The organism is Bifidobacterium sp. M0399 (genome assembly GCF_016100595.1).
Taxonomy (GTDB): Bacteria; Actinomycetota; Actinomycetes; order Actinomycetales; family Bifidobacteriaceae; genus Bombiscardovia; species Bombiscardovia polysaccharolytica.
On sequence record NZ_JACFSD010000001.1, the window covers coordinates 167,724 to 188,147 of the forward strand.

The 20,424-nt window shown below is 61.0% G+C and carries 17 protein-coding genes; 13 read left to right on the forward strand and 4 right to left on the reverse strand.

Going from position 1 to position 20,424, the window contains the following annotated elements; genetic code table 11:
• Positions 1 to 67 precede the first annotated feature (67 nt).
• From H3V09_RS00505 to H3V09_RS00540, 8 genes are all read left to right on the forward strand, one after another.
• Positions 68 to 1,840 carry a DivIVA domain-containing protein gene (locus H3V09_RS00505; RefSeq protein ID WP_198190581.1) on the forward strand — a complete coding sequence of 591 codons (1,773 nt, stop codon included), beginning with the start codon at positions 68 to 70 and terminating at the stop codon, positions 1,838 to 1,840.
• Positions 1,837 to 3,111 (forward strand): 1-deoxy-D-xylulose-5-phosphate reductoisomerase, encoded by a 1,275-nt coding sequence (gene dxr / locus H3V09_RS00510; protein WP_232339318.1) that lies wholly within the window; start codon positions 1,837 to 1,839, stop codon positions 3,109 to 3,111. The genes H3V09_RS00505 and dxr overlap by 4 nt, the downstream gene beginning before the upstream one ends.
• Entirely contained in the window at positions 3,108 to 4,337 is a 1,230-nt protein-coding gene (gene ispG, locus H3V09_RS00515) for a flavodoxin-dependent (E)-4-hydroxy-3-methylbut-2-enyl-diphosphate synthase (RefSeq protein WP_198190582.1), read from the forward strand. Before dxr ends, ispG begins: the two co-directional genes overlap by 4 nt.
• A gap of 101 nt (positions 4,338 to 4,438) precedes the next feature.
• The gene (locus tag H3V09_RS00520; protein WP_198191086.1) at positions 4,439 to 6,091 is read left to right on the forward strand and encodes an alpha/beta hydrolase family protein; all 1,653 of its coding nucleotides are present in this window, start codon (positions 4,439 to 4,441) and stop codon (positions 6,089 to 6,091) included.
• 15 nt (positions 6,092 to 6,106) lie between these two features.
• Positions 6,107 to 6,829, forward strand: coding sequence for a DNA repair protein RecO (gene recO / locus H3V09_RS00525; protein WP_198190583.1), 723 nt, complete (start codon positions 6,107 to 6,109; stop codon positions 6,827 to 6,829).
• Between the two features lie 3 nt (positions 6,830 to 6,832).
• Positions 6,833 to 7,627, forward strand: a complete 795-nt coding sequence (locus tag H3V09_RS00530) for an isoprenyl transferase (protein WP_198190584.1) — start codon at positions 6,833 to 6,835, stop codon at positions 7,625 to 7,627.
• Positions 7,628 to 7,792: 165 nt separating this feature from the next.
• The gene (locus tag H3V09_RS00535; protein WP_198190585.1) at positions 7,793 to 9,223 is read left to right on the forward strand and encodes an amidohydrolase; all 1,431 of its coding nucleotides are present in this window, start codon (positions 7,793 to 7,795) and stop codon (positions 9,221 to 9,223) included.
• 88 nt (positions 9,224 to 9,311) lie between these two features.
• Positions 9,312 to 10,508: an MFS transporter gene (locus tag H3V09_RS00540; RefSeq protein WP_198190586.1), complete on the forward strand. Its 1,197-nt coding sequence runs from the start codon at positions 9,312 to 9,314 to the stop codon at positions 10,506 to 10,508.
• A gap of 208 nt (positions 10,509 to 10,716) precedes the next feature.
• Here the strand turns inward: H3V09_RS00540 and H3V09_RS00545 are convergent, their stop codons facing one another.
• The 4 genes from H3V09_RS00545 to H3V09_RS00560 all read right to left on the reverse strand — a co-directional run bounded on the left by H3V09_RS00545 (position 10,717) and on the right by H3V09_RS00560 (position 15,318).
• Positions 10,717 to 12,240, reverse strand: a complete 1,524-nt coding sequence (locus H3V09_RS00545; RefSeq protein WP_198190587.1) for a glycoside hydrolase family 32 protein — start codon at positions 12,238 to 12,240, stop codon at positions 10,717 to 10,719.
• Between the two features lie 52 nt (positions 12,241 to 12,292).
• Positions 12,293 to 13,585, reverse strand: coding sequence for an MFS transporter (locus tag H3V09_RS00550; protein WP_198190588.1), 1,293 nt, complete (start codon positions 13,583 to 13,585; stop codon positions 12,293 to 12,295).
• Between the two features lie 263 nt (positions 13,586 to 13,848).
• A complete protein-coding gene (locus H3V09_RS00555; protein WP_198190589.1) occupies positions 13,849 to 14,922 on the reverse strand; it encodes a LacI family DNA-binding transcriptional regulator in 1,074 nt (357 codons plus the stop codon).
• A gap of 60 nt (positions 14,923 to 14,982) precedes the next feature.
• The gene (locus H3V09_RS00560) at positions 14,983 to 15,318 is read right to left on the reverse strand and encodes an MTH1187 family thiamine-binding protein (RefSeq protein ID WP_046322648.1); all 336 of its coding nucleotides are present in this window, start codon (positions 15,316 to 15,318) and stop codon (positions 14,983 to 14,985) included.
• 197 nt (positions 15,319 to 15,515) lie between these two features.
• Between H3V09_RS00560 and H3V09_RS00565 the strand changes: the two genes are divergently transcribed.
• From H3V09_RS00565 to H3V09_RS00585, 5 genes are all read left to right on the forward strand, one after another.
• Positions 15,516 to 17,033: a glycine--tRNA ligase gene (locus H3V09_RS00565; RefSeq protein WP_046322650.1), complete on the forward strand. Its 1,518-nt coding sequence runs from the start codon at positions 15,516 to 15,518 to the stop codon at positions 17,031 to 17,033.
• A gap of 31 nt (positions 17,034 to 17,064) precedes the next feature.
• Positions 17,065 to 18,198 carry a tRNA dihydrouridine synthase DusB gene (dusB, locus tag H3V09_RS00570; protein ID WP_232339376.1) on the forward strand — a complete coding sequence of 378 codons (1,134 nt, stop codon included), beginning with the start codon at positions 17,065 to 17,067 and terminating at the stop codon, positions 18,196 to 18,198.
• Positions 18,199 to 18,429: 231 nt separating this feature from the next.
• The gene (gene ftsZ / locus H3V09_RS00575) at positions 18,430 to 19,608 is read left to right on the forward strand and encodes a cell division protein FtsZ (RefSeq protein ID WP_198190591.1); all 1,179 of its coding nucleotides are present in this window, start codon (positions 18,430 to 18,432) and stop codon (positions 19,606 to 19,608) included.
• Positions 19,609 to 19,626: 18 nt separating this feature from the next.
• Complete coding sequence (locus H3V09_RS00580) at positions 19,627 to 20,094, forward strand: cell division protein SepF (protein WP_121913743.1); 468 nt, start codon at positions 19,627 to 19,629, stop codon at positions 20,092 to 20,094.
• A 41-nt stretch (positions 20,095 to 20,135) separates the two neighbouring features.
• Positions 20,136 to 20,420: a YggT family protein gene (locus H3V09_RS00585; protein WP_198190592.1), complete on the forward strand. Its 285-nt coding sequence runs from the start codon at positions 20,136 to 20,138 to the stop codon at positions 20,418 to 20,420.
• Positions 20,421 to 20,424: the final 4 nt, after the last annotated feature.

Here is a 20,424-nt window from a genome sequence, read left to right on the forward strand (position 1 = left end):
TCTTAACGCTCACGTAGAATCGATGCACGACGATCGTTGACAAGAAAGGTCAGGAGGTCGATGCCTGATGTCAGCTAAGCCTGATGCCCGTGGAACCGAGGCGACCATCGCGCGCTCGGGCAAGCGCAAGTGGGGATATGACACCAAGCAGGTGGATGCCTTCCTGGAGCGGGCGCACTCACTTTATGAGAGCCAGGACCCTGATTTGACCCAGGAGGAGATAGCCAATGCCTCCTTTGACCTGTGCAAGAACGGCTATATCATCACCCAGGTAGATGCTGCCCTCTCCCGACTGGAGAGGGTGATTTCCGACAGGCAGACCAGTCTGGAGATAGCCCGGGTGGGCGTGGATGGTTGGACGACCAGAATGGTCAGTCTGCAATCAGAGCTGACCGCTCATGCCGGCAGACCCTCGGGCAGCGTCTTCAAGCGCGGGGATGCTGGTATGCCCTCATACGACTGCAAGCAGGTGGAGCGGCTGATCGAGCAGGTTCTCAACAAGACTTCTGACCAGCTCAATCTGCAGGAGGGTCGGAAGACGGACTCGGGCAAGTCGAAGAACACCGACATCACGGCTGACCGCGTCTCCAATGTCATCTTCACTCAGCGGCGAGGGTCCAAGGGTTATGACGAGCGTCAGGTGGACTTCTTCCTGGCCAAGGCAGTTGAGCTCCTGGAGCAGCTTGAGTCCTTTGCGCGGGTTAGCGAAAAGGCAAAGAGAGCCAGCGAGAGTTCGACGGCGCCCGCTGCTGTTCCTGCGCAGCCGCGGCTTCCGGTCCAGGACTTTTCATCTTCCGGCGTTCAGCCGCTGATCGGACAGAGCCAGGCACCGGCATGGAGCACTTCCAGTGCCTCCGCTCTTGCGGGTGACCAGAGCAGTCAGGATGATTTCGCTCAACTGCACCAGGCAGAGCGGGCCATCTTCGAGGCTCCGGCCGCCAGCACGAAGACGACACCTACGACGCCGACGGCGCAGCCCAACAGTTCTCTGAGTGCTCTGGCTTCGGCGGTCAACCAGCGGCTTGCCCAGGAAGGCGCTGGGGCAGCTGTAGGTGCTGGCGCCACAGCTGTCGGTGCAACGGGTGTTGATACACCATCTTCGGCAGCGGCGGCAGCAGCTCCTGCCTCTTCTTCTGCGAGGTCGGCCTCATCGTCCGGATTCAGAGGTGGATCTGCTATTGCCCCTGCCAATCCCGCAGTCTCCGGTCAACAGGAATCGGTCATGCCCGCTTCGGTGCCGCCAGCGGCTACAGACCCGGCATCTGCACCAGCCCGTACCACTCCTGCGGCACCTGCGTCGGCTGTACAATCAGTGCCATTCAGCTCTGCGGCACCTTCTTCCTCTTCTCCAGCACTGCAGACTCCAGAGCCGACGGTATTCCACCAGACCGAATCGGCACCTGTCGCTTCCGCCCCCTCCACCTCGGCTGGGACTGCGTTCGACCCCTCCGCAAGGCCAGAATCGCCAGCGTCTGCCTCGGCAGGTGCTGACGCTGTCGCTTCGTCTACACCAGGTGCCGCCTCGGTTATCTCTTCGCCATTCGTCGATGGCCATCTGGGCGCTGGCGGACCCTTGGGCAGCTATGAGGAACCGGCACCAGCAGCGCCTGAGACCCGTGAACGTCCCTGGGCAGAAACAGCCGGAAGCAGCACGGATACGCCCGACTGGGCCAAGCCCCGGTATTCGCAAAATACGCGTGGGAATAAACAGGACCAAGATCCGGATTCTTATCTGGCCTCCCTGCTCAACCAGGATCTGCCCAAGATGGATCTGGACATCCCCGATATTTCTTTCCCCGCCTTCGGTGACGAGGGAGAGCAGGATAAAGGCGGTCGATGAGTCATCTTGCAGTGATGAGTGAAGGTAGGCGGGCCGATTCGTTGGCCGGTCGTGAACGCACCTTGGCGGACTGGTCGCCCAGGGAAGATGATCAAGAGCGTCGGAGTCTGGTCATCCTAGGATCCACAGGATCCATCGGCACGCAGGCTCTGGATCTAATCAGTCGTCATAGGGATCGGTTCCAGGTGACTGGATTGGCTGCTGGCGGCGCGCATGTCGAGCTTCTGGCCCGCCAGGCCCGCGATTTTGGCGTGACTCGTCTGGCTCTGGCCGACAAGGCCCAGGTTCCGGCTCTGCAGCAGGCTCTCGAAGCCATTGGATTGACCGGTATCCAGGTGGGGGCAGGCATGGAGGCGGTTCAGACTCTGGCCGGTTCCGGCAGTGATCTGGTCCTCAACGGCATCACTGGATCTGTCGGTCTGCGTCCATCCATTGCGGCCCTGCAGGCCGGATCCCAACTGGCTCTGGCCAACAAGGAGTCCGTGGTGGCCGGAGGACATCTGCTCTTTGACGCCGAGATACGGCCGGGTCAGATCAACCCGGTCGACTCCGAGCATTCGGCCATCTGGCAATCCCTACGTTCGGGGCAGCATGGAGAGGTGGCCCGTCTGGTGGTCACTGCCTCAGGAGGTCCCTTCCGGGGTTGGAGCCGTCAAGCCATGCGTGAGGTCACACCTGAACAGGCCTTGAACCATCCGACCTGGTCCATGGGTCCGGTGGTCACCATCAACTCCTCCACCATGGTCAACAAGGGCCTGGAGGTCATCGAGGCCAGCAGGCTCTTCCGCATCGAGCCCGAGCGGATCACCGTGGTGGTCCACCCCCAGTCCGTGGTCCACTCCATGGTCCAGTTCCAGGACGGGGCCACCATAAGCCAGGCTTCGCCTCCTGACATGCGTCTGCCCATTGCCTTGGGCCTGTCGGCGCCCGCCCGTCTTGACAATGTGGCTGCGGCTTGTGACTGGTCCAAGGCCAGCACTTGGACTTTCGAGCCGCTGGATGACGAGGCCTTCCCGGCGGTAAACCTGGCCAGGCGGGCTCTGGGAAGCTGCGAGCCCATGACTGCGGTCTTCAATGCCGCCAACGAGCAGGCGGTCCGGGCCTTCCTGAATCACCAGCTGCCTTACCTGGACATCGTCAAAACCATCCGTTCAGTCATGGACGCCATGGAAACGCATCTTCCGGGAACATTCACATCCGTGGAGGTAATGGAGCAAGTCGAGCATGAGGCACGCCAAAGGGCCGATGCTTTGATAGACATGACAGCGTGAGTAGCATTCTCAAGACCGAACAGTCAACATTCTCCCAAGGGTTCCGCAAGACAGGCGAGCAGGCCATCAGTCAGACTCCGCTGCATCCTCGTCGCCGTTCCCGTCGGATCATGGTGGGGCCTGTGCCGGTCGGCGGGGGTGCCCCCATTTCGGTGCAGTCCATGACCAACACGGTCACCGCTGATATCAATGCGACCTTGCAGCAGATCGCCGAGTTGGCCGCCGCCGGCTGCGATATCGTACGAGTGGCCGTGCCCAGCCAGGATGATGCCGACGCGCTTCCCATCATTGCGAAGAAGTCGCCCATCCCGGTCATCGCCGACATCCACTTCCAGAGCAAGTACGTTTTCCAGGCCATCGATGCGGGCTGCGCAGCCGTCAGGGTCAATCCGGGCAACATCCGCAAGTTCGACCAGGTCGGTCCAGATATCTGCAAGGCTGCTACGGATGCGGGCATCTCCCTGCGCATCGGAGTCAACGCCGGCAGCCTGGACAAGGACATCTACGCCCGCTACGGCGGCCCCACCCCTGAGGCCCTGGTGGCCTCGGCCTTGAAAGAGGCCCACATGTTCGAGGACGTGGGCTTCCACGACTTCAAGATCTCCGTCAAGCACCACGATCCCGTCACCACAGTCCAGACCTACAGGCTTCTGGCATCCAAGGGCGACTGGCCCCTGCACCTGGGCGTGACCGAGGCCGGACCAGCCTGGCAGGGGACCATCAAATCCTGCCTGGCCTTCGGCGCGCTCCTGGCTGAGGGCATCGGCGACACCATCCGGGTATCCCTGTCCGCACCGCCTGTGGAAGAGGTCAAGGTGGGCTGCAAGATTCTGGAATATCTGGGGCTGCGCCAGCGCCACTTCGACATCATCTCCTGCCCCTCCTGCGGCAGGGCCCAGGTGGATGTGATCGAGCTGGCCAAGGAAGTGACCGAGGGCCTCAAGGACATCACCGCCCCCATCCGGGTGGCCGTCATGGGTTGCATCGTCAACGGCCCAGGTGAAGCCAGGGAGGCTGACCTTGGGGTGGCTTCGGGCAACGGCAAGGGCCAGATCATCATCAAGGGCAAGGTGGTTCAGACAGTGCCTGAGGATCAGATCGTCCCCACCCTGCTGGAACGGGCCAAGGAAATCGCTGCCCAGATGGATGCCAAGGCGGCGGTCCAGGGTGAAACCCTACCGGAGTTAGGGCCCATGGTGGTTCCGGTCACCGGCCGTGCCAGCTGAGCGCGTAAGCACCATCCTCGCCACCGGTTACAATGGCCGTCGTGTCCCAAGAGGTTGAGCGTTCCCTCCCCGCGAGCCGGTGGAGCAGGGTCAGGCGGCTGATGACCAGTCTGCCTGTCTTCATCATCCTCATGGGTCTGCTGGCCTCTGTCTCCCACCTGACCGCCGTCCCCTGGAAATACGAACCAGTGGATCAGAATTTCCCCACGCTGACTCCGGACACCGCGGTCACCTTCGACTGGCCTGCCGGGGTTGCCAGGGATACCGTGGGGCAGTACCAGGTCGAATCCCGCCACCAGGAAATGAGCGTGGAGAGGCCTGCCACAGGTGAGCACCAACGCATCCGAATATTGATTCGCACTCCTCAGGGGGCTTCAGGCCATAGGCCGGCTGTAGTTTTCATGCATGGCGCCGGTTACGGCACCTGCGATAACTCCTTCGGAGACGTAGCCCGGACCCTGGCCTCTGCTGGCTTCGTCACCGCCGTGCTGGACAAGCCGGTCTGGTCCACCACGGATGCTGATCGGGATTATCCAGCCTCAGCCAGGGCCTACGAGCGGGTTGCCAATCTGCTGCGCGACCGGGCTGATGTGGATGCATCCAAGGTAGGCATATATGCCACCAGCGAGAGCACTTGGATCGCCGCCATGTTGCTGACCATGGATCACAGGATCGCCTTCCAGATCCTGCTGAGTCCCATGGTCTATTCACCACGGCATGCTATGGGCTTCTTCGTGGCCCAGGACTTTGCCATTGCCGGGGCCAACCAGGGCTACCAGTCGGTGGTCCGTCGGCTCTTCAGCACTGATGCCACCCTTTTGGGCCTGAACAATCTGGACATCGACCCCACCGACCGCTACACCTATGCCATTCCCACCCTGCTGGCCTACGGGGCCAAGGATGTCATGACCGCCCAGGTGGAAGGGGTGCAACGCGTGCTTTCCCAGGCCCATGCCTCCGGCAATGAGAATGTAACTGTGCGGTCCTACCCCGTCTCCAACCATGTGCTGCGGCTGGGGGATGAGGCCCGGACCGGCACGCCCCTGGCCGACCACTACCAGCAGGACATGATCGATTGGGCGGTGGGTCAGGTCCATGGCCTGCATCAGACCAGTCCCAGCGTGGGCGGGGCCACCATCCACCAGTCCATCGCCGTGCCTACTGACCTGCGGGGGAGGCGTTCGCTGACCATCTATATGCTGGTCCTGCATATGCTGACCCTGGTTCTTTTGCTGGCGGCTCTGGTCATGGCCGTGGTGGCCGGCCTGATGAAAGTGTTCCGTCTGCGCCGACGCAAGGACCCGGTTCTGGGCTTCAGCCATGGTTTCGGCGGGACCTTGGTCACCATCACTGGTACCACCCTGGCTACCCTGGTCCTTTTCGGAGCGGGTCTGGGTCAGGTCATCATGGCCGTGGTACGCCTGGGTTGGGGTGGCGTGCCAGACCAGGCGGGGGTCAGCTACTGGAGCTGGCCGGTCATCCAGGTGGTCTGCGCACTGGTCATCTGGGCCTGGTCGCGCACCTTCGCCCGCATGGTCGAAGTAGCCTCCCTGAGGGGATTGGACCGGCTGCCCGACCAGGTCCGCACAAGCAAGGCCGGCGGCCCCACTTTGCGTCAGCAGATGCGGAACTTGGATCCCAGGCCTGTTCTGGCCTCCACCCGCTTTGGCGTTGCCCTCTTCATCGTCACCACCCTGGCCATGTTCGGAGTCCTGTTGATCTTTGCTTTCTGGGGCCTGTTCATCTACCAATGAAAGGACGGGGCCGTCGTGGCCATCTATCGTGACGAGGGGCTGGTCCTCAGAACGGTCAAACTGGGCGAGGCCGACCGCATCGTCACCATTCTGACCAGGGGGCACGGCAAGGTCAGGGCCGTGGCCAAGGGGGTGCGACGGACCAAGTCCCGCTTCGGCGCTCGTCTGGAGCCCTTCATGCGTGACGATCTGCTCATCTCCCGCGGCCGCAACCTGGACATCGTCTCACAGGCGGTCTGCATAGCCCCTTATGCGGATGCAATATGCGCCGACTATGACCTCTACGCCAACGGGGGCGTCATGCTTGAGACCGCCGACAAGCTTGTGGTGGGTGAGCACGAGCCGGCCCCGGAGCAATACCGTCTGCTGGTCTCCGCCCTGGCCAGCCTGGCAGGTCATCGACATGACCCCCGTGACATCGGCGCCTCCTACCTGCTGCGCTCACTGGCATTGGCGGGCTGGCGGCCCCGGCTGGATTCCTGCATCGTCTGCGGACGGACAGACCAGCTGACCCACTTTTCTGTGCCCGGCGGCGGGGTGGTCTGCAGTCGGGACAGGCCTACTGACGCCGTGGCGGTGGATCCTACCACCCTGGCCCGCTTCCGGGCGCTGAGCAGCGGGGATTGGTCCAAGCTGGACGGCAAGGGCTCAACCCCCCTCTGCGATGGTCTTGTCGAGAAATGGGGCGAATATTACCTGGAGCGGCCCATCAGGTCCTTGCGGCTATTAGATTCTTAAAGCATGAGCTTTGACCCTGTCGACTACACCTCCCTGGACGTACCTGCAGCCCCCTTCTCCGACCCAGGACGAATCCCGCAATTTCCCGAAGGGTCCGTTCCGCGTCATCTGGGTGTGATCATGGACGGGAATGGCCGCTGGGCCAAGCAGAGGGGCATGGAGCGCACCCAGGGTCATCGGGCCGCCGAGCCGGTGGTCTTCGATACCATAGCCGGGGCCATTGAGGCTGGGGTTCGATACCTGAGCCTGTACACCTTCTCTACAGAAAACTGGAAGCGCTCGCCGGCCGAAGTCCGCTTTCTGATGGGTTTCTCCCGAGACATCATCCACCGCCGGGTGGCCCAGATGGATGACTGGGGAGTGCGCGTGCGCTGGGCGGGCCGTCGGCCCCGGCTCTGGAAGTCGGTCATCGACGAGCTGGAGGCGGCCATGGAGCGTACCCGCCACAACACCAGGATCGATGTGATCTTCTGCATCAATTACGGGGGCCGGGCTGAGCTGGCCGACGCAGCCACCGACATCGCCCGGGAGGTGGCGGCCGGGCGAATCAAGGGCTCCAAGGTGACGGAAAAGATGATCGCCCAGCACCTCTACAACCCCGACATACCGGATTGCGACCTGGTCCTGCGCACCTCGGGGGAGCAGCGCACCTCCAACTTCCTGCCCTGGCAGGCGGCCTATGCGGAGCTGGATTTCGTGCCCGAGCTCTTCCCCGACTGCGGGCGCGAGGTGCTTTGGCGGGCCATCGACGATTACATCCATAGGGACAGGCGCTTCGGAGGCGTGGAGAATGCCTGAGAAAACAAGGCATCTCAATTTGTGAAGTTAGCCATAGTCGTCCAAATTTACATGTCTGAACACTCTCGTAATGCCCTTGAAAGGTAGTCTGTGTCATATCGCAGCGGAGCAAGCCTTATCCGCTGTGGCGATTAGGGCAGCAAACGAAGCGAAGGAGTGACAGGCGTGGACGACAAGCAACGCATCATGCAGATCATCGAGGACAAGTCACAGGAGTTCATCGATGCCGCCGACCATATTTGGGGTACCCCCGAGACCAGATTTGCCGTGAGGGAGTCGGTCCAGCAGCATTACAAGGTGCTGGAGCAGGAGGGCTTCGACATCGAAAAGGGCGTGGGCCATATGGACTATGCCTACGTGGCGACCTGGGGCTCGGGTCGTCCGGTAATCGGCATCACCGGCGAATACGACGCCCTGGGAGGCCTCAGCCAGGTGGCTGATTTGGGCGAGCACAAGCCCTTGGTTGAAGGCGGCAACGGGCAAGGTTGCGGTCACAATATTCTGGGTATGGCAGCTGTCGCGGCCGGAGTGGGGATTAAGACCTTCATGGAGGAGAAGGGACTCAAGGGGACCATCAAGGTCTTTGGCTGCCCAGCTGAGGAGTCGGGCTACGGCAAGGCCTTCATGGCCAGGGACGGGGTCTTCGACGGGCTGGATCTGGCCCTGTCCTGGCACCCCTCGGATGTGACCCAGGCCTGGGGCTCCTCCAGCCTGGCGGTCCTGCAGGCCTACTTCGACTTCACCGGTGTGCCGGCGCACGCGGCTGCGGCCCCTGAGCTGGGCCGGAGCGCCTTGGATGCCGCGGAGCTGATGAACGTGGGAGTGCAGTTCCTGCGTGAGCACATGATCGATGAGGCCCGCGTGCACTACGCCTTTATCGACGCAGGCGGCGAGTCGGCAAATGTGGTGCAGTCCCATGCGCGGCTCTACTATTTCGTGCGCGCTCCCAGGATGGATCAGGCTCAGGATCTGTTCAAGCGTGTGGAGAAGATCGCCCAGGGTGCAGCTCTGATGACCGAGACCCAGGTCAAGGAAGAGTTCGACGCGGCCTGCTACAACTTCATCCCCAACCATCCGCTGACCGAGGCCATAGACAGGAACCTGGACATCGTTGGCCCCCTGCCTCTGGACCAGCAGGAGCTGGACTATGAGCGCCGCTACACCGACACGGTCCCTGAGGCCGGCAAACAGCGGGTGCTCAGCCGCACCAAGGCTACCTTCCCTGATCTTCCGGATGAGGAAGTCAGGAAGATGGCCGAGTCCACCATGGCCCTGAAGAAGTATCCACTGGCCTTCACCGATACGGCATCGGGGTCCACAGACGTCGGCGATGTCAGCTGGCAGACACCCACCGCCCAGTTCAGCGGCGGCTTCGAGCCTCAGGGTACCTCAGCTCATTCCTGGCAGTGGGCGGCCAACGGCAAGTCCTCGGTGGCCCACAAGGGTCTGCTTGCGGCAGGTAAGACCCTGGCTCTGACTGCTTATGATGCATTTACCAACCCGGATCTGGTCAAGGCTGCCAAGGAGGACTTCAACAAGACATTCGCCGGCCAGGAGTACAAGGTCGTCATCCCAGACGATGTGATGCCCCACTGACCTACTATTCGGCTGTCGCCGTGCCCTGTGATCCCTGCGGATCACTCCGCCCGGCGGTGGTTGGCTTCGACTGAAGGATGACGGACCAATGGCAATCAAGCAATCCTCAAAAACGGCGAGCGGAACGCTGATCTTCTCCCTGATGGCCGGTTACTCGATCGTGTACATGGACAAGAACATGATCTCGACCGCCATCATCCCCATCTCCGAGCAGTTCCACCTTGACTCGGGGCAGACAGGCATCATCATGTCGGCCTTCTTCCTGGGCTACTCGCTCATGCAGATACCCAGCGGCTGGTTGGCCGATCGGCTTGGGGCCAAGCGTGTGCTGATGGCTTCGATGATCATCATCGGCCTGTTCAGCTACCTGTTCGGCCTGGCTAATGGTCTGGTCTTCTTCATCATCGTCCGGTTCTTCGCTGGCATGGGCCACGGCGGCTACCCGCCCTCCTGCTCCAAGTCGATTGCGGAGAACTTCCCGCAGGAACGGCGTACATTCGTTCAGTCCCTGATTCTGTCGACCTCGGGCATCGGCGGCATCCTGGCCTTCGTTCTGGGCGCCAACCTGGTCGCCATCAACTGGCACCTGGCCTACGGTGTGCTGGGCACCCTCTATCTGCTGGCTTTTGTCTGCATCCTGATTTTTGTGCCCTCCCAGCCTCGCCAGCCCGAAGTCGACCTGAAGCCGGGAGCCAAGGGGGCAGGGTTCCTTGAGGTCTTGAAGAATCGGAACGTGCTGGTCCTCTTCGTGGCCATGCTCCTGCTCAATATCCTCTTGTACGGCAATATTTCTTGGATGCCCACCTTCATCAAAAATACCTTCGGGCTCTCGATTGGTCAGGCCGGCATCCTGCTGGCGGTCAATTCGGTATTCACGACCGTCGCCACCATCTATGCCGGCCAGTTGCTCTCGAAGCTCTTCCTGGGCAGGGAGAAGGTGGCCATCCTGGGCGCCGGGGTAATCAGTGCCGTCCTGGTTGTCTGTTTTGTCTTCTCGCGCAACATCTGGCTCTCCCTCCTGCTGCTGATCCTGGTCTCCTGCGTCTCTGTGGTGGCCTTCACCGGCATCTTCACCTGGCCGCACAAGATCATGGACCCGCACATCATCGGTTCCGCCATAGGCATCATCAACACCGGTGGCACCTTGGGCGGATTCCTGGCTCCCATGATCATCGGCTACCTGGTCAAGGCAGCCGGCGGCTCCTTCGTTGGAGCCTTCCTCTTCATGGGTGCAGCAGCCATCGTTTCGGGGCTGATGGCTCTGCTGGTTAAGGTCGGCAAATAAAGCCGAAGCCGGATCGACCGCATCAACGGCTTCTGATCTCGAAGATCAAACATCTGTGGAGTTATTGTCAAAGGGCCAGTGCTCCTTTTGGGAGTTTCGATGCTTTGGTTCTGACCACAGGTGCTTGTAGGTGGATGTTTGCCAGAGAAATGCCCGTCCCTGAGTAATTTCAGGAACGGGCATTTCTCTGTCGACCAGAGGAGTTGGGTCAGCGATCCGGCTGCTCCCAGATGGTGTCCAATTTGGCGATGGAGAGGGAGTCGATCAGCGCCTTGCCCTCGCCGGACTCGGCGATCAGTCGAATGCCGCGTGGTCCTTGGGCTGGGAAGGAGTAGGAGGACATGATCTCCAGCCCGTCGTTGACGACGACCTCGATCGAGCCCCTGTCCACTATGACGCGTAGCTTGAGTTTGCCCGAGGACTTGTCGACGGGAGCGGTGCGGTAACCCCGGTCCCCGTAAGTGTTGCAGTGGCGGTCGAGCACAACGCGGCCCAGCTGGTCGTCATAGCAGACCAGCGTATGGTCGCCTGATTGTGTCCGATGAATCTCCAGGCCGATGCGCTCGGCCTGGGACTTGTTCAGATCGATCTCCATATTGATGTCGGCGGTCTGCGCGTCGTCCACCAGATTCCGGCTGCCGTTGACCTCCAGCTCGATGGGACCGAAGTTCTGCTGGTCTTGGTCCAGGTTGGAGAACTCGCGTACGGGCAGGCAGCGCAGATGATCACCGGCCAGGGTGACCTCGCGGGGCACGGTGAACTGGCCGCACCAGCTATCCTCCTGCATGGGGATGGGTTCGGTGAAGGGGCTCATCCAGCCGAAGACCAGCCGACGGCCGTCAGGGGCTTGGAAGGTCTGCGGTGCATAGAAGTTGTGACCGTCATCCCAGAGGTGGAACTCAGTCTCCTGATGAAAATCGCCGCCGGGCTGCCAGCTGCCGATCACATAGCCGGCGTTGTTGTGGTTGCGGGCTTCGAATCCGTGGGGCTTCAGGCCCATGGCCGAGTAGCAGACCACCCACTTGTCCTCCAGGGGGAACATATCGGGGCATTCCAGCATGAAGACCTGAGGGTCAGGATGCCGGTAGATCACACGATCGAAGGTCCAGTGCTCCATGTCGTTGGAGGTATACATCCAGATTTCGCCCCGATGGGCGGGAGTGCTGACTCCGAAGACCATGTACCAGAGCCCGCCCATCTTCCACACCTTGGGATCGCGGAAGTGCAGGATCTTCTCGTCGGGGCAGGGGACTACAACACCCTTCTTTTCGAAGTGGATGCCGTCTGAGGAGACCGCCATGCACTGCTCCTGGAGGTTGCCGTCGTCATCGTTTACCCCGTTGCGCCAGCGGTGACCGGTGTAGTAGATGGTCAGACGGCCGTCGTCGCCCACCACGGCCGATCCGGAGAAAACCCCGTCCTTCTCGACCTCCAGGGTGGGTGCCATGGCCAGAGGCTCGCGCCGCCAGGTGACCAGGTCGGCGCTGGACACATGCCCCCAGTGCATGTTTCCCCATTCGCTCCCGTAGGGGTTGAGCTGGAAATAGGCATGATAGCGGCCCTGGTAATAGATCAGACCGTTGGGGTCGTTGATCCATCCGGCCTTGGATGCAATGTGGCACTGGGGATACCAACGATCATTGCGGGTGGTGAAGAGCCGATCGATGCTTTTCTGGGCCTTATCCAGCTGATCGCTCATATCGGTGTTTTCTTTGGTTGCTGCTTGGTTCATCCTTGAATCCTTTCGGGGTTGGGCGGGGTGCTGATGATGGTCGATCTGCGAATCAGCCCTGCGTTATGGCGGACTTCTGTGAGTCCCTGATGAAGGGATCGCCCTCCACCTGCTGATCGTCGCGCTTGAGTACGAAGATTCCGTAAATCAGGGCGACCAGCACCACCAATGAGATGGTGTAGAAAGTGACCCGGTCGCCGGCCCGATCGTGGAGCATGCCCAGCGGGGTGGACAGGGCCACCTGACCGACCTGGGAGGCAATCTGGAAGCCCACCATGTAAAGGGTGGCGGACAGCTTGGGGTTGAAGTGCAGGGTGAAGTAGCGGAAGGCCGGCAGGCTGAAGAGCGGGACCTCGATGGAGTGGAAGAGCTTGACGATGGAGACCATGACCGGGTCGTGGAAGAAACCGCACAGTCCGATTCTGGCGAACATGACCGTAGCGCCCAGCAGCAGGGAGTTGCGGACGCCGATCTTGCGCATAATGACTGGAACTACGCCCATCATGGCCGATTCAAGGAATACTTGGAAGGAGTTGAGAATGCCATAGATCTCGTGACCCTGTTCCGGGGTGGGGAAGAGGTTGGCATAGTAGTTGGGGAACATCTGCTGGTCGAAGACCGTGTAGAAGGTGTTGGTGAAAATCATGAAGACAATCAGGAGCCACAGGGCGGGCATGCCCAGGACATGGATCATGTCGCGCAGGGAGGGCTGGGACTTTTCGCCCTCGGGGGTGGATTCCCGCTTGATTTCTTCGCGCTGCTCATCAGGAATCCAGAAGGCATAGACCAGGAGCATGCACGCGCCGAAGGCTGAGCCCAGCCAGAAGTTGATCATCGGGTTGACGTTGAAAGCGAACCCGGCAATCAGGGCCACAATGGCGTAGCCGAAGGAGCCCCAGGCGCGGGACTGGCCGTATTCGAATCCGAATTTACGACTGTACCGCTCGGTGAGGGCTTCGATCAGAGAGCAACCTGACATGAAACCTGCGGATAGAACGACCGAACCGAGTAAGGCTCCCAGGATCAAGTTGGAATGCATGAGGGGGGCGTAGACGAACTGCACGAAAGGCCCAACCAGCGCCGCAATGGCCGCGATGAATATGGCGAGCCTACGCTTGACTCCCAGCTCGTCCTGGATTACCCCGTAAACGAACATTATTATGAGTGTGCCCACGGAGTTGATGGAGTAGATTTTGCCAACCTGGGTGTTGGTCATACCGAGGCCGTTGATCAGCCAGGGCGAGTAGAAGGACCACCAGATGCCCCAGGCGCAGAAGAAGAAGAATATTCCGGTGGAGGATTCCAAATATGATGGGTTCCTCCATGCTGATGATTTGGCGGCCATGCTAACCCTCTCTCCTTGTTGTGCACCGCTTCTCCGCAGTGCCTCACGGTCCGATGCACTTACTGTGTGCAGAGCGAATCCTGGTAGGTATAGTAGGTCGTCAATCGATTTACGTCAAACGATTGACGATTATTGCATCTCCCTATCGAAGACGATGAGCAACTAGCAGGGGATGCTGACTGATTGGTGACTGGCGACAAGCCAGCCGGATCTGAACTTGGTTCGCCATCTTGCGGCGGGAAAGGGGAGATGTGATTCTGGCATTAGTGGTTGGCCGAGACTGGGTCCGAGGTGGCATCTAGGCGGGTGGAACCCTTACGGATCAGGGCGCAATGGATGCGCACCCCGCCAGCTTGATCAAGCGGCGGCAGGACGGCACGGGTATCGGGCAGCGGTAGGGCAACGCGACGCGGGTTGATTTGTGCCAGCAGTCGCCGCGCCGCCCAGAATCCCATCTCGTAGTGGGGAAGCTCGACCGTGGTCAGTGGGGGTGCCGTGGTTTCTGCGATGACCTGGTGGTTGTCCACGCCTACCAGGTTCAGATCTCTGCCGATTATCAGATGGCGGGCTGCGGCGGCCTGGTATAGGTAGAAAGAACGTGAATCATTGAAGCAGAAGACACCATCGGGGTGCTGGTTCTCCATCAAATCGTCCACTTGGTCCATGGCTTCCTGGTTGAATCCCACCAGTCGGATCAAGGCCTTACTTGCAGGTAGGCCGGCCTCCTTCAGGGCGGTCTGATATCCGCGCATTCTGTCTTCTTGCGCTGGCAGATTCTGTGTGGTGCCTAGGTAGGCCACCCGGCGGCAGCCTGATTCAATCAGGTGATGGGTGGCATCGTAGCCGATTAGAAACTCGTCAGGTGCGATGCTGGGACAGCGTTCGGCGCGCTCCACTGCGTTGACCACCACGGCAGGGCAGGAGCGCAGAGCCTGGGGCAGGTCGATATTCTGGTCGTACATTTTGGCGAAGAGGAAGCCGTCCACCCCATAGCGCTTTAATGCCTGGATCTGTTCGGCTTCCCGAACGCCCTCATCAGTGGAGACGGTGAGAAGCAGATAGCCGCGCTCAGCGGCCGCATCCTGTGCGCCCTGAATGATGGCGCCCGCGTAGGGCGTGGTGGCTACCTTTTCGCTGATGAAGCCCAGCATGCCGGTCTTGCTGGTACGTAGCGACCTGGCCATGGGATTGGGCCGATAGCCCAAGGCTTTGGCTATGCTGCGCACCTTTCGTGCTGTATCCGACTTGACTCTGCCCTTATCGCGGCCGTTGAGCACCAGAGAGACTGTGGAGACGGATACGCCTGTGCGTTCGGCGATCTGCTTCATCGTGATCATGGGCACACCTTAACTTGTTCAGGCGATTTCAGCCCGACTGATCTTCAGCGACAGGGAGTTTTAGCGGTTTTCCCCGCCCAGGATCCGATCGATCCGTTCCACCTTTTCGTGGATCTGGTCCCGCTTCCCGGGACGGATGTCCAGCCTGAGGCTGACGCCGGTCCGATATCCCTGTTCGGCCAGGACCCGTGTAGCTTCTTCCACGACCTCCATGACCCGATGCAGATCCCCTTCGACGACGGTGCTCATGGCATTGGTCTGATTGGGCAGACCTGAATCCCTGATGACCTTGATGACCTGGGCCACATAGGTGGACAGCTCCTCACCCTGACCAGAGGGAGCAATAGTGACCTCGGCTACGGTGTTTAGATAAGATTGGTCATTCGTATCTGGCATATCGGAAACCTTTCCACATCGATTGGTGTTCGTAGGCAGGATGCCCGGTGTCCCCAGCGGTCACCTGCGCGGCCTCCCGCACATGCCTCGATGGTAGGCCTCTACGCTGACAGCAGGTCACCCGTCGAAGGTATGCTGGAGGCCGGTCATCAGGTCGTATGCCCCAAGGAGGGGCTCCCGAACAGAAGGTGTGATCAGTGGCAGTATCGAAACTGGATGAGGTCATCTCCCTGGCCAAGCGCCGAGGGTTCGTCTTTCCCGCAGGGGAGATCTATGGCGGGACGCGCTCGGCCTGGGACTATGGCCCTTTGGGCGTGGCCCTCAAGGACAACATCAAGCGTGAGTGGTGGCGGACCATGGTGGTCACCCGCGACGACGTGGTTGGCGTGGACACCTCGGTCATCCTGCCCACGGCGGTCTGGGAGGCCTCGGGCCATGTCTCCGTTTTCAACGACCCCCTGATCGAGTGCCTGAACTGCCACAAGCGGCACCGAGCCGACACCCTGGAAGAGGCCTACGTCGAGAAGCACGGCCATGATCCGGAAAACGGCCTCAAGGACATCCCTTGCCCGGACTGCGGCACCAAGGGCCAATGGACCGAGCCTCGCGACTTTAACATGATGCTGCAGACCCACCTAGGTCCTGTCCAGGACGAGAAGAGCCTGCACTATCTGCGCCCCGAGACCGCCCAAGGCATTTTCGTGGACTTCAAGTCCGTCATGGCCTCATCGCGATCCAAGCCTCCTTTCGGCATCGCCAACATGGGCAAGAGCTTCCGCAACGAGATAACGCCCGGCAACTTCATCTTCCGCACCCGCGAGTTCGAGCAAATGGAGATGGAGTTCTTCGTCCACCCTGGCACCGACGAGGAATGGCATCAGTACTGGATCGATGCCAGGACCCGTTGGTACGTGGACCTGGGTGTCAAGCCGGAGAACCTGCGGCACTATGAGCACCCCAAGGAGAAGCTGGCCCACTATTCCAAGCGGACCGTGGACATCGAGTACCGGTTTGGCTTCCAGGGTTCCGAGTGGGGCGAGCTGGAGGGCGTGGCCAACCGCACCGACTACGACCTCAAGGCCCATGCCGAGCACTCGGGCGAGGATCTGAGCTACTTCGACCAGGCCAGCGGGGAGCGTTACATCCCCTATGTGATTGAGCCTGCGGCCGGACTGACGCGCTCGCTGATGGCCTTCCTGGTGGATGCCTATGACGTGGACGAGGCTCCCAACACCAAGGGCGGGGTCGACCGGCGCACCGTGCTGCGTCTGGATCCGAGGCTAGCCCCGGTCAAGGCCGCCGTCCTGCCCCTGTCCAAGAAGCCAGATCTGCAGCGGATCGCCCATGACCTGGCCGCCGACCTGCGCCAGAATGAGTGGATGGTGGACTATGACGAGTCCGGCGCTATCGGCCGCCGCTACCGTCGTCAGGACGAGATTGGCACGCCCCTGTGCATCACCGTGGACTTCGACACCCTGGACGACAAGGCGGTTACCATCCGTAACCGTGACTCCATGCAACAGGACCGAGTGGCCTTGGACCAGGTGGAGAACTACGTGCGTCGGGTCGTCGGCGAACAGCGGGTGCGCTATCCCATGGGCCCCTCCGACCTGACCGGCGCGCGCGCCGCCGACGGCTACACGGACCTAGCCAGCGAGCCGGGCACGGACGAGAGCGAACCCATCAAGGTGGCCGAGGCCGGTGGCCGGTACTGAGACTGATCACTCGACCCAGAAGATCGCTCCGATGCAGCTGGGCCCTATAACCGTGCCTGTTCCGGTCATGCTTTCGCCCATGGCGGGTGTGACCAACTGGCCTTTCCGTTTGCTCTGCAGGGAGTATGGACCGGACGGACTGTATGTGGGGGAAATGGTTACGGCTCGGGCCCTTGTGGCGCGCAACCCCAAGGCCTTCCGGCTGTGTCGCTTCGCTCCTCAAGAGAAGGTGCGCTCACTGCAATTGTATGGGGTGGATCCTCAAATCATGGAGCAGGCCACCAGAATGGTGGTTGATGCGGGCTGGGTCGATCATATCGACATGAACTTCGGCTGCCCAGTCCCCAAGGTCACCAGACATGGTGGGGGATCCGCCCTTCCCTGGAAGACCGACCTCTTCACCGAACTGGTTCATCGAGTGGTTGCTGTCTGCTCGCCTGCCGGAATCCCCGTCACCGCAAAGATCCGGGTGGGCATCGACCACCAGCACGAGACCTTCTTGGAAGCGGCTCACATCGCCCAGGAAGAGGGTTGCGCCGCCGTGACTTTGCATGCCAGAACCACGGCTGAATACTATGGCGGCCATGCCGACTGGGATCGGATCGCTCAGCTGGTCCAGTCCGTAGACATCCCCGTCTTCGGCAACGGCGACATTTGGACAGCCGAGGATGCCCTGGACATGTTCGCCCAGACAGGCTGCGCAGGCGTGGCCATCGGTCGGGGCTGCCAGGGCCGTCCCTGGCTCTTCGCCGACATCGCTGCGGCCCTGGCCGGCTCGCCGGAACGGCAGGAGCCCACCTTGGGTCAGGTCGGGGCGATCATGGCCCGCCATGCCCGGCTCCTGGTCGAGTTCTACGACGGCGACGAGCGCATGGCCGTCCATGATATGCGCAAGCACGTGGCATGGTACCTCAAGGGTTTCGCCGTGGGTGGGCAGGTGCGCCGCGACTTCATGGCATGCGAGAACCTGGAGGATCTGGATCACTGCATCGCCGACCTGGACCAGGACATGCCCTATCCGCGTGCCGTGGCCGGCAAGCCCCGGGGCCGAGTCCGCTATGCCAAGAAGGTTCGCCTGCCCTATGGCTGGCTGGATTCGCGGACTACCACCCATCAGGAGCGCGAAACGCTCTTTGGCAATGATCCCATGGACGCCTCCTACTGAAGCCGGAAATATCCCTCTCGCCAAGCATGTGCATCCGGGTCTAGAATCAGGGTTTAGAATACGGACAGAACGGCGTGGAGGTTCTTTCGGAAGACCAGGGCGGTTGGCTCTGACCTCCCGGACCCTAGGCCCACGGCCGTCAGGGAGGGTCGGAACGCCTGTGGGCAAATGCGTGTTGGCGTATATGACCTGCGCTAGAGTTGAGCGTAACGTGAGTGACGGGAGCATACTGTGAGCGAGATTGCCCAGAATGACAATTTCAATGACAAGACCAACATCAAGGTCGTTGGTGTTGGTGGAGCCGGTGGCAATGCTGTCAATCGCATGATCGCCGAGGGTCTGCAGAATGTCGAGTTTGTGGCCATCAATACCGATGCCAAGGATCTCCTGCGCTCAGATGCCGATGTGAAGATCTCCCTTTCTGATGCCAACAGCCGTGGCCTGGGGGCCGGCGCTGATCCGGAGAAGGGCGCCAAGGCTGCCCAGGACCATCAATCTGACATTGAAGAGGTCCTCAAGGGTGCCGACATGGTCTTCGTCACTGCTGGGGAGGGCGGCGGCACAGGCACCGGCGCCAGCCCCTTGGTTGCGCGTGCAGCCCGTCAGCAAGGCGCGCTCACCATCGCCGTGGTCACTCGGCCGTTCACTTTTGAAGGGCCCAGGCGCTCCGCTTCCGCCGAATCGGGCATCGAGAACCTGCGCAAGGAGGTCGATGCCCTTATCGTTATCCCCAATGACCGGCTTCTGGATCTCTCGGATCGCACGGTCTCGGTCATGGATGCTTTCAAAACCGCCGACACGGCCCTGCTGGCCGGCGTTCAGGGCATTACCGACCTGATTACCATGAACTCCTACATTCACGTGGACTTCTCCGATGTCACCGCTATCTTGAAGGATGCCGGCACTGCCCTCTTCGGTATCGGCGCAGCCAGGGGTGAGGATAGAGCCACGCAAGCTGCTGAGATCGCCATCTCCTCCCCGCTCTTGGAGGAGAGCATCGAGGGCGCCCATGGAGCTCTTATCAATGTGGCCGGCCCCAGCGACCTGAGTATGCAGGAGGCATCTGCTGCCGCCCAGCTGGTTCAGGATGCCATCCATCCTGAGGCGCAGATCATCTGGGGTCTGGCCTTGGACGACGCCTATGGGGACGAGGTGCGGGTCACGGTCATCGCCGCCGGATTCGATCCCACCCCAAAGAAAGATGAGATCAAAGCCTCCGTAGCAGACTCGGCCACTGCACCGGTAGCGGCCACCCCGGTCCAGGAGCCCCAGCAGCCTATGGCGGATCCGTCCGTCCAGGCGGAGTCGGAGTCCGATGAGACCTCCGAACACGATGTGGTGCCCCCAGCCTCTGGCGATGACGGCACCTCCGACCCGGGATATCTGGATATCCCTGACTTTCTGCGGTAATCAGGCGAAGGAGCAGATATGGCAGGATTGATGAAAAACGCGATGTCTTTTTTCGGCATGTCGGATGTCGTGGACGACGATGACGACGATCTGGCCGACGATGACGAGGCTCGCGACGGTTTCGACACCGATCACTCTGTGACCCCCATGGCTCAGCAATCTGCATCCAACAGCCAGGAAGCCGAGCCCACACCTTTCCAGAGCCGGATCAACCGCATCACTACCATTCATCCCAAGTCCTACGAGGATGCCCAGATGGTCGGTAGGGCCCTGAGGGACGGGGTGCCGGTGGTCCTCAACCTGACTGGGGTGTCCGAGTCTGTGGCCTACAGGATTGTCGATTTCTCCGCCGGCGTGGTCTTCGGGGTACGCGGGTCCATTGAGCGGGTCACTCCAAGGGTCTTTCTACTCAGTCCTGCACAGGTCAACATCAAGGTGGAGGAGCCTGAGTCGGGCTCTTCGGCCAAGGGGCTTTTCGCCCAGTGACTGACACCCTGGCAACCGTGTCCGCAGGAGTCTGAAGACGCATGCTTGTACCTTTTGTTCGTTATCTGGTAGACATCCTTATCGAGACCTACCTGCTGGTTCTCTTCGTGCGGATGATTCTGGACTGGGTTCTGGTATTGTCGCCTCGCTGGTACCCTCGTGGCTTCGTAGCCTCGCTCATCCGGGTTATCTATGCCTTGACTGAGCCGCCGCTTCGCTGGCTTCGCCGGTACATTCCGCCCCTGCCCATGGGCAGGATCCAGCTTGATGTCTCCTTCATGGTGCTCTACGCCGGACTGATCATCATCCAGGTGCTTATAGGCTAGAGAC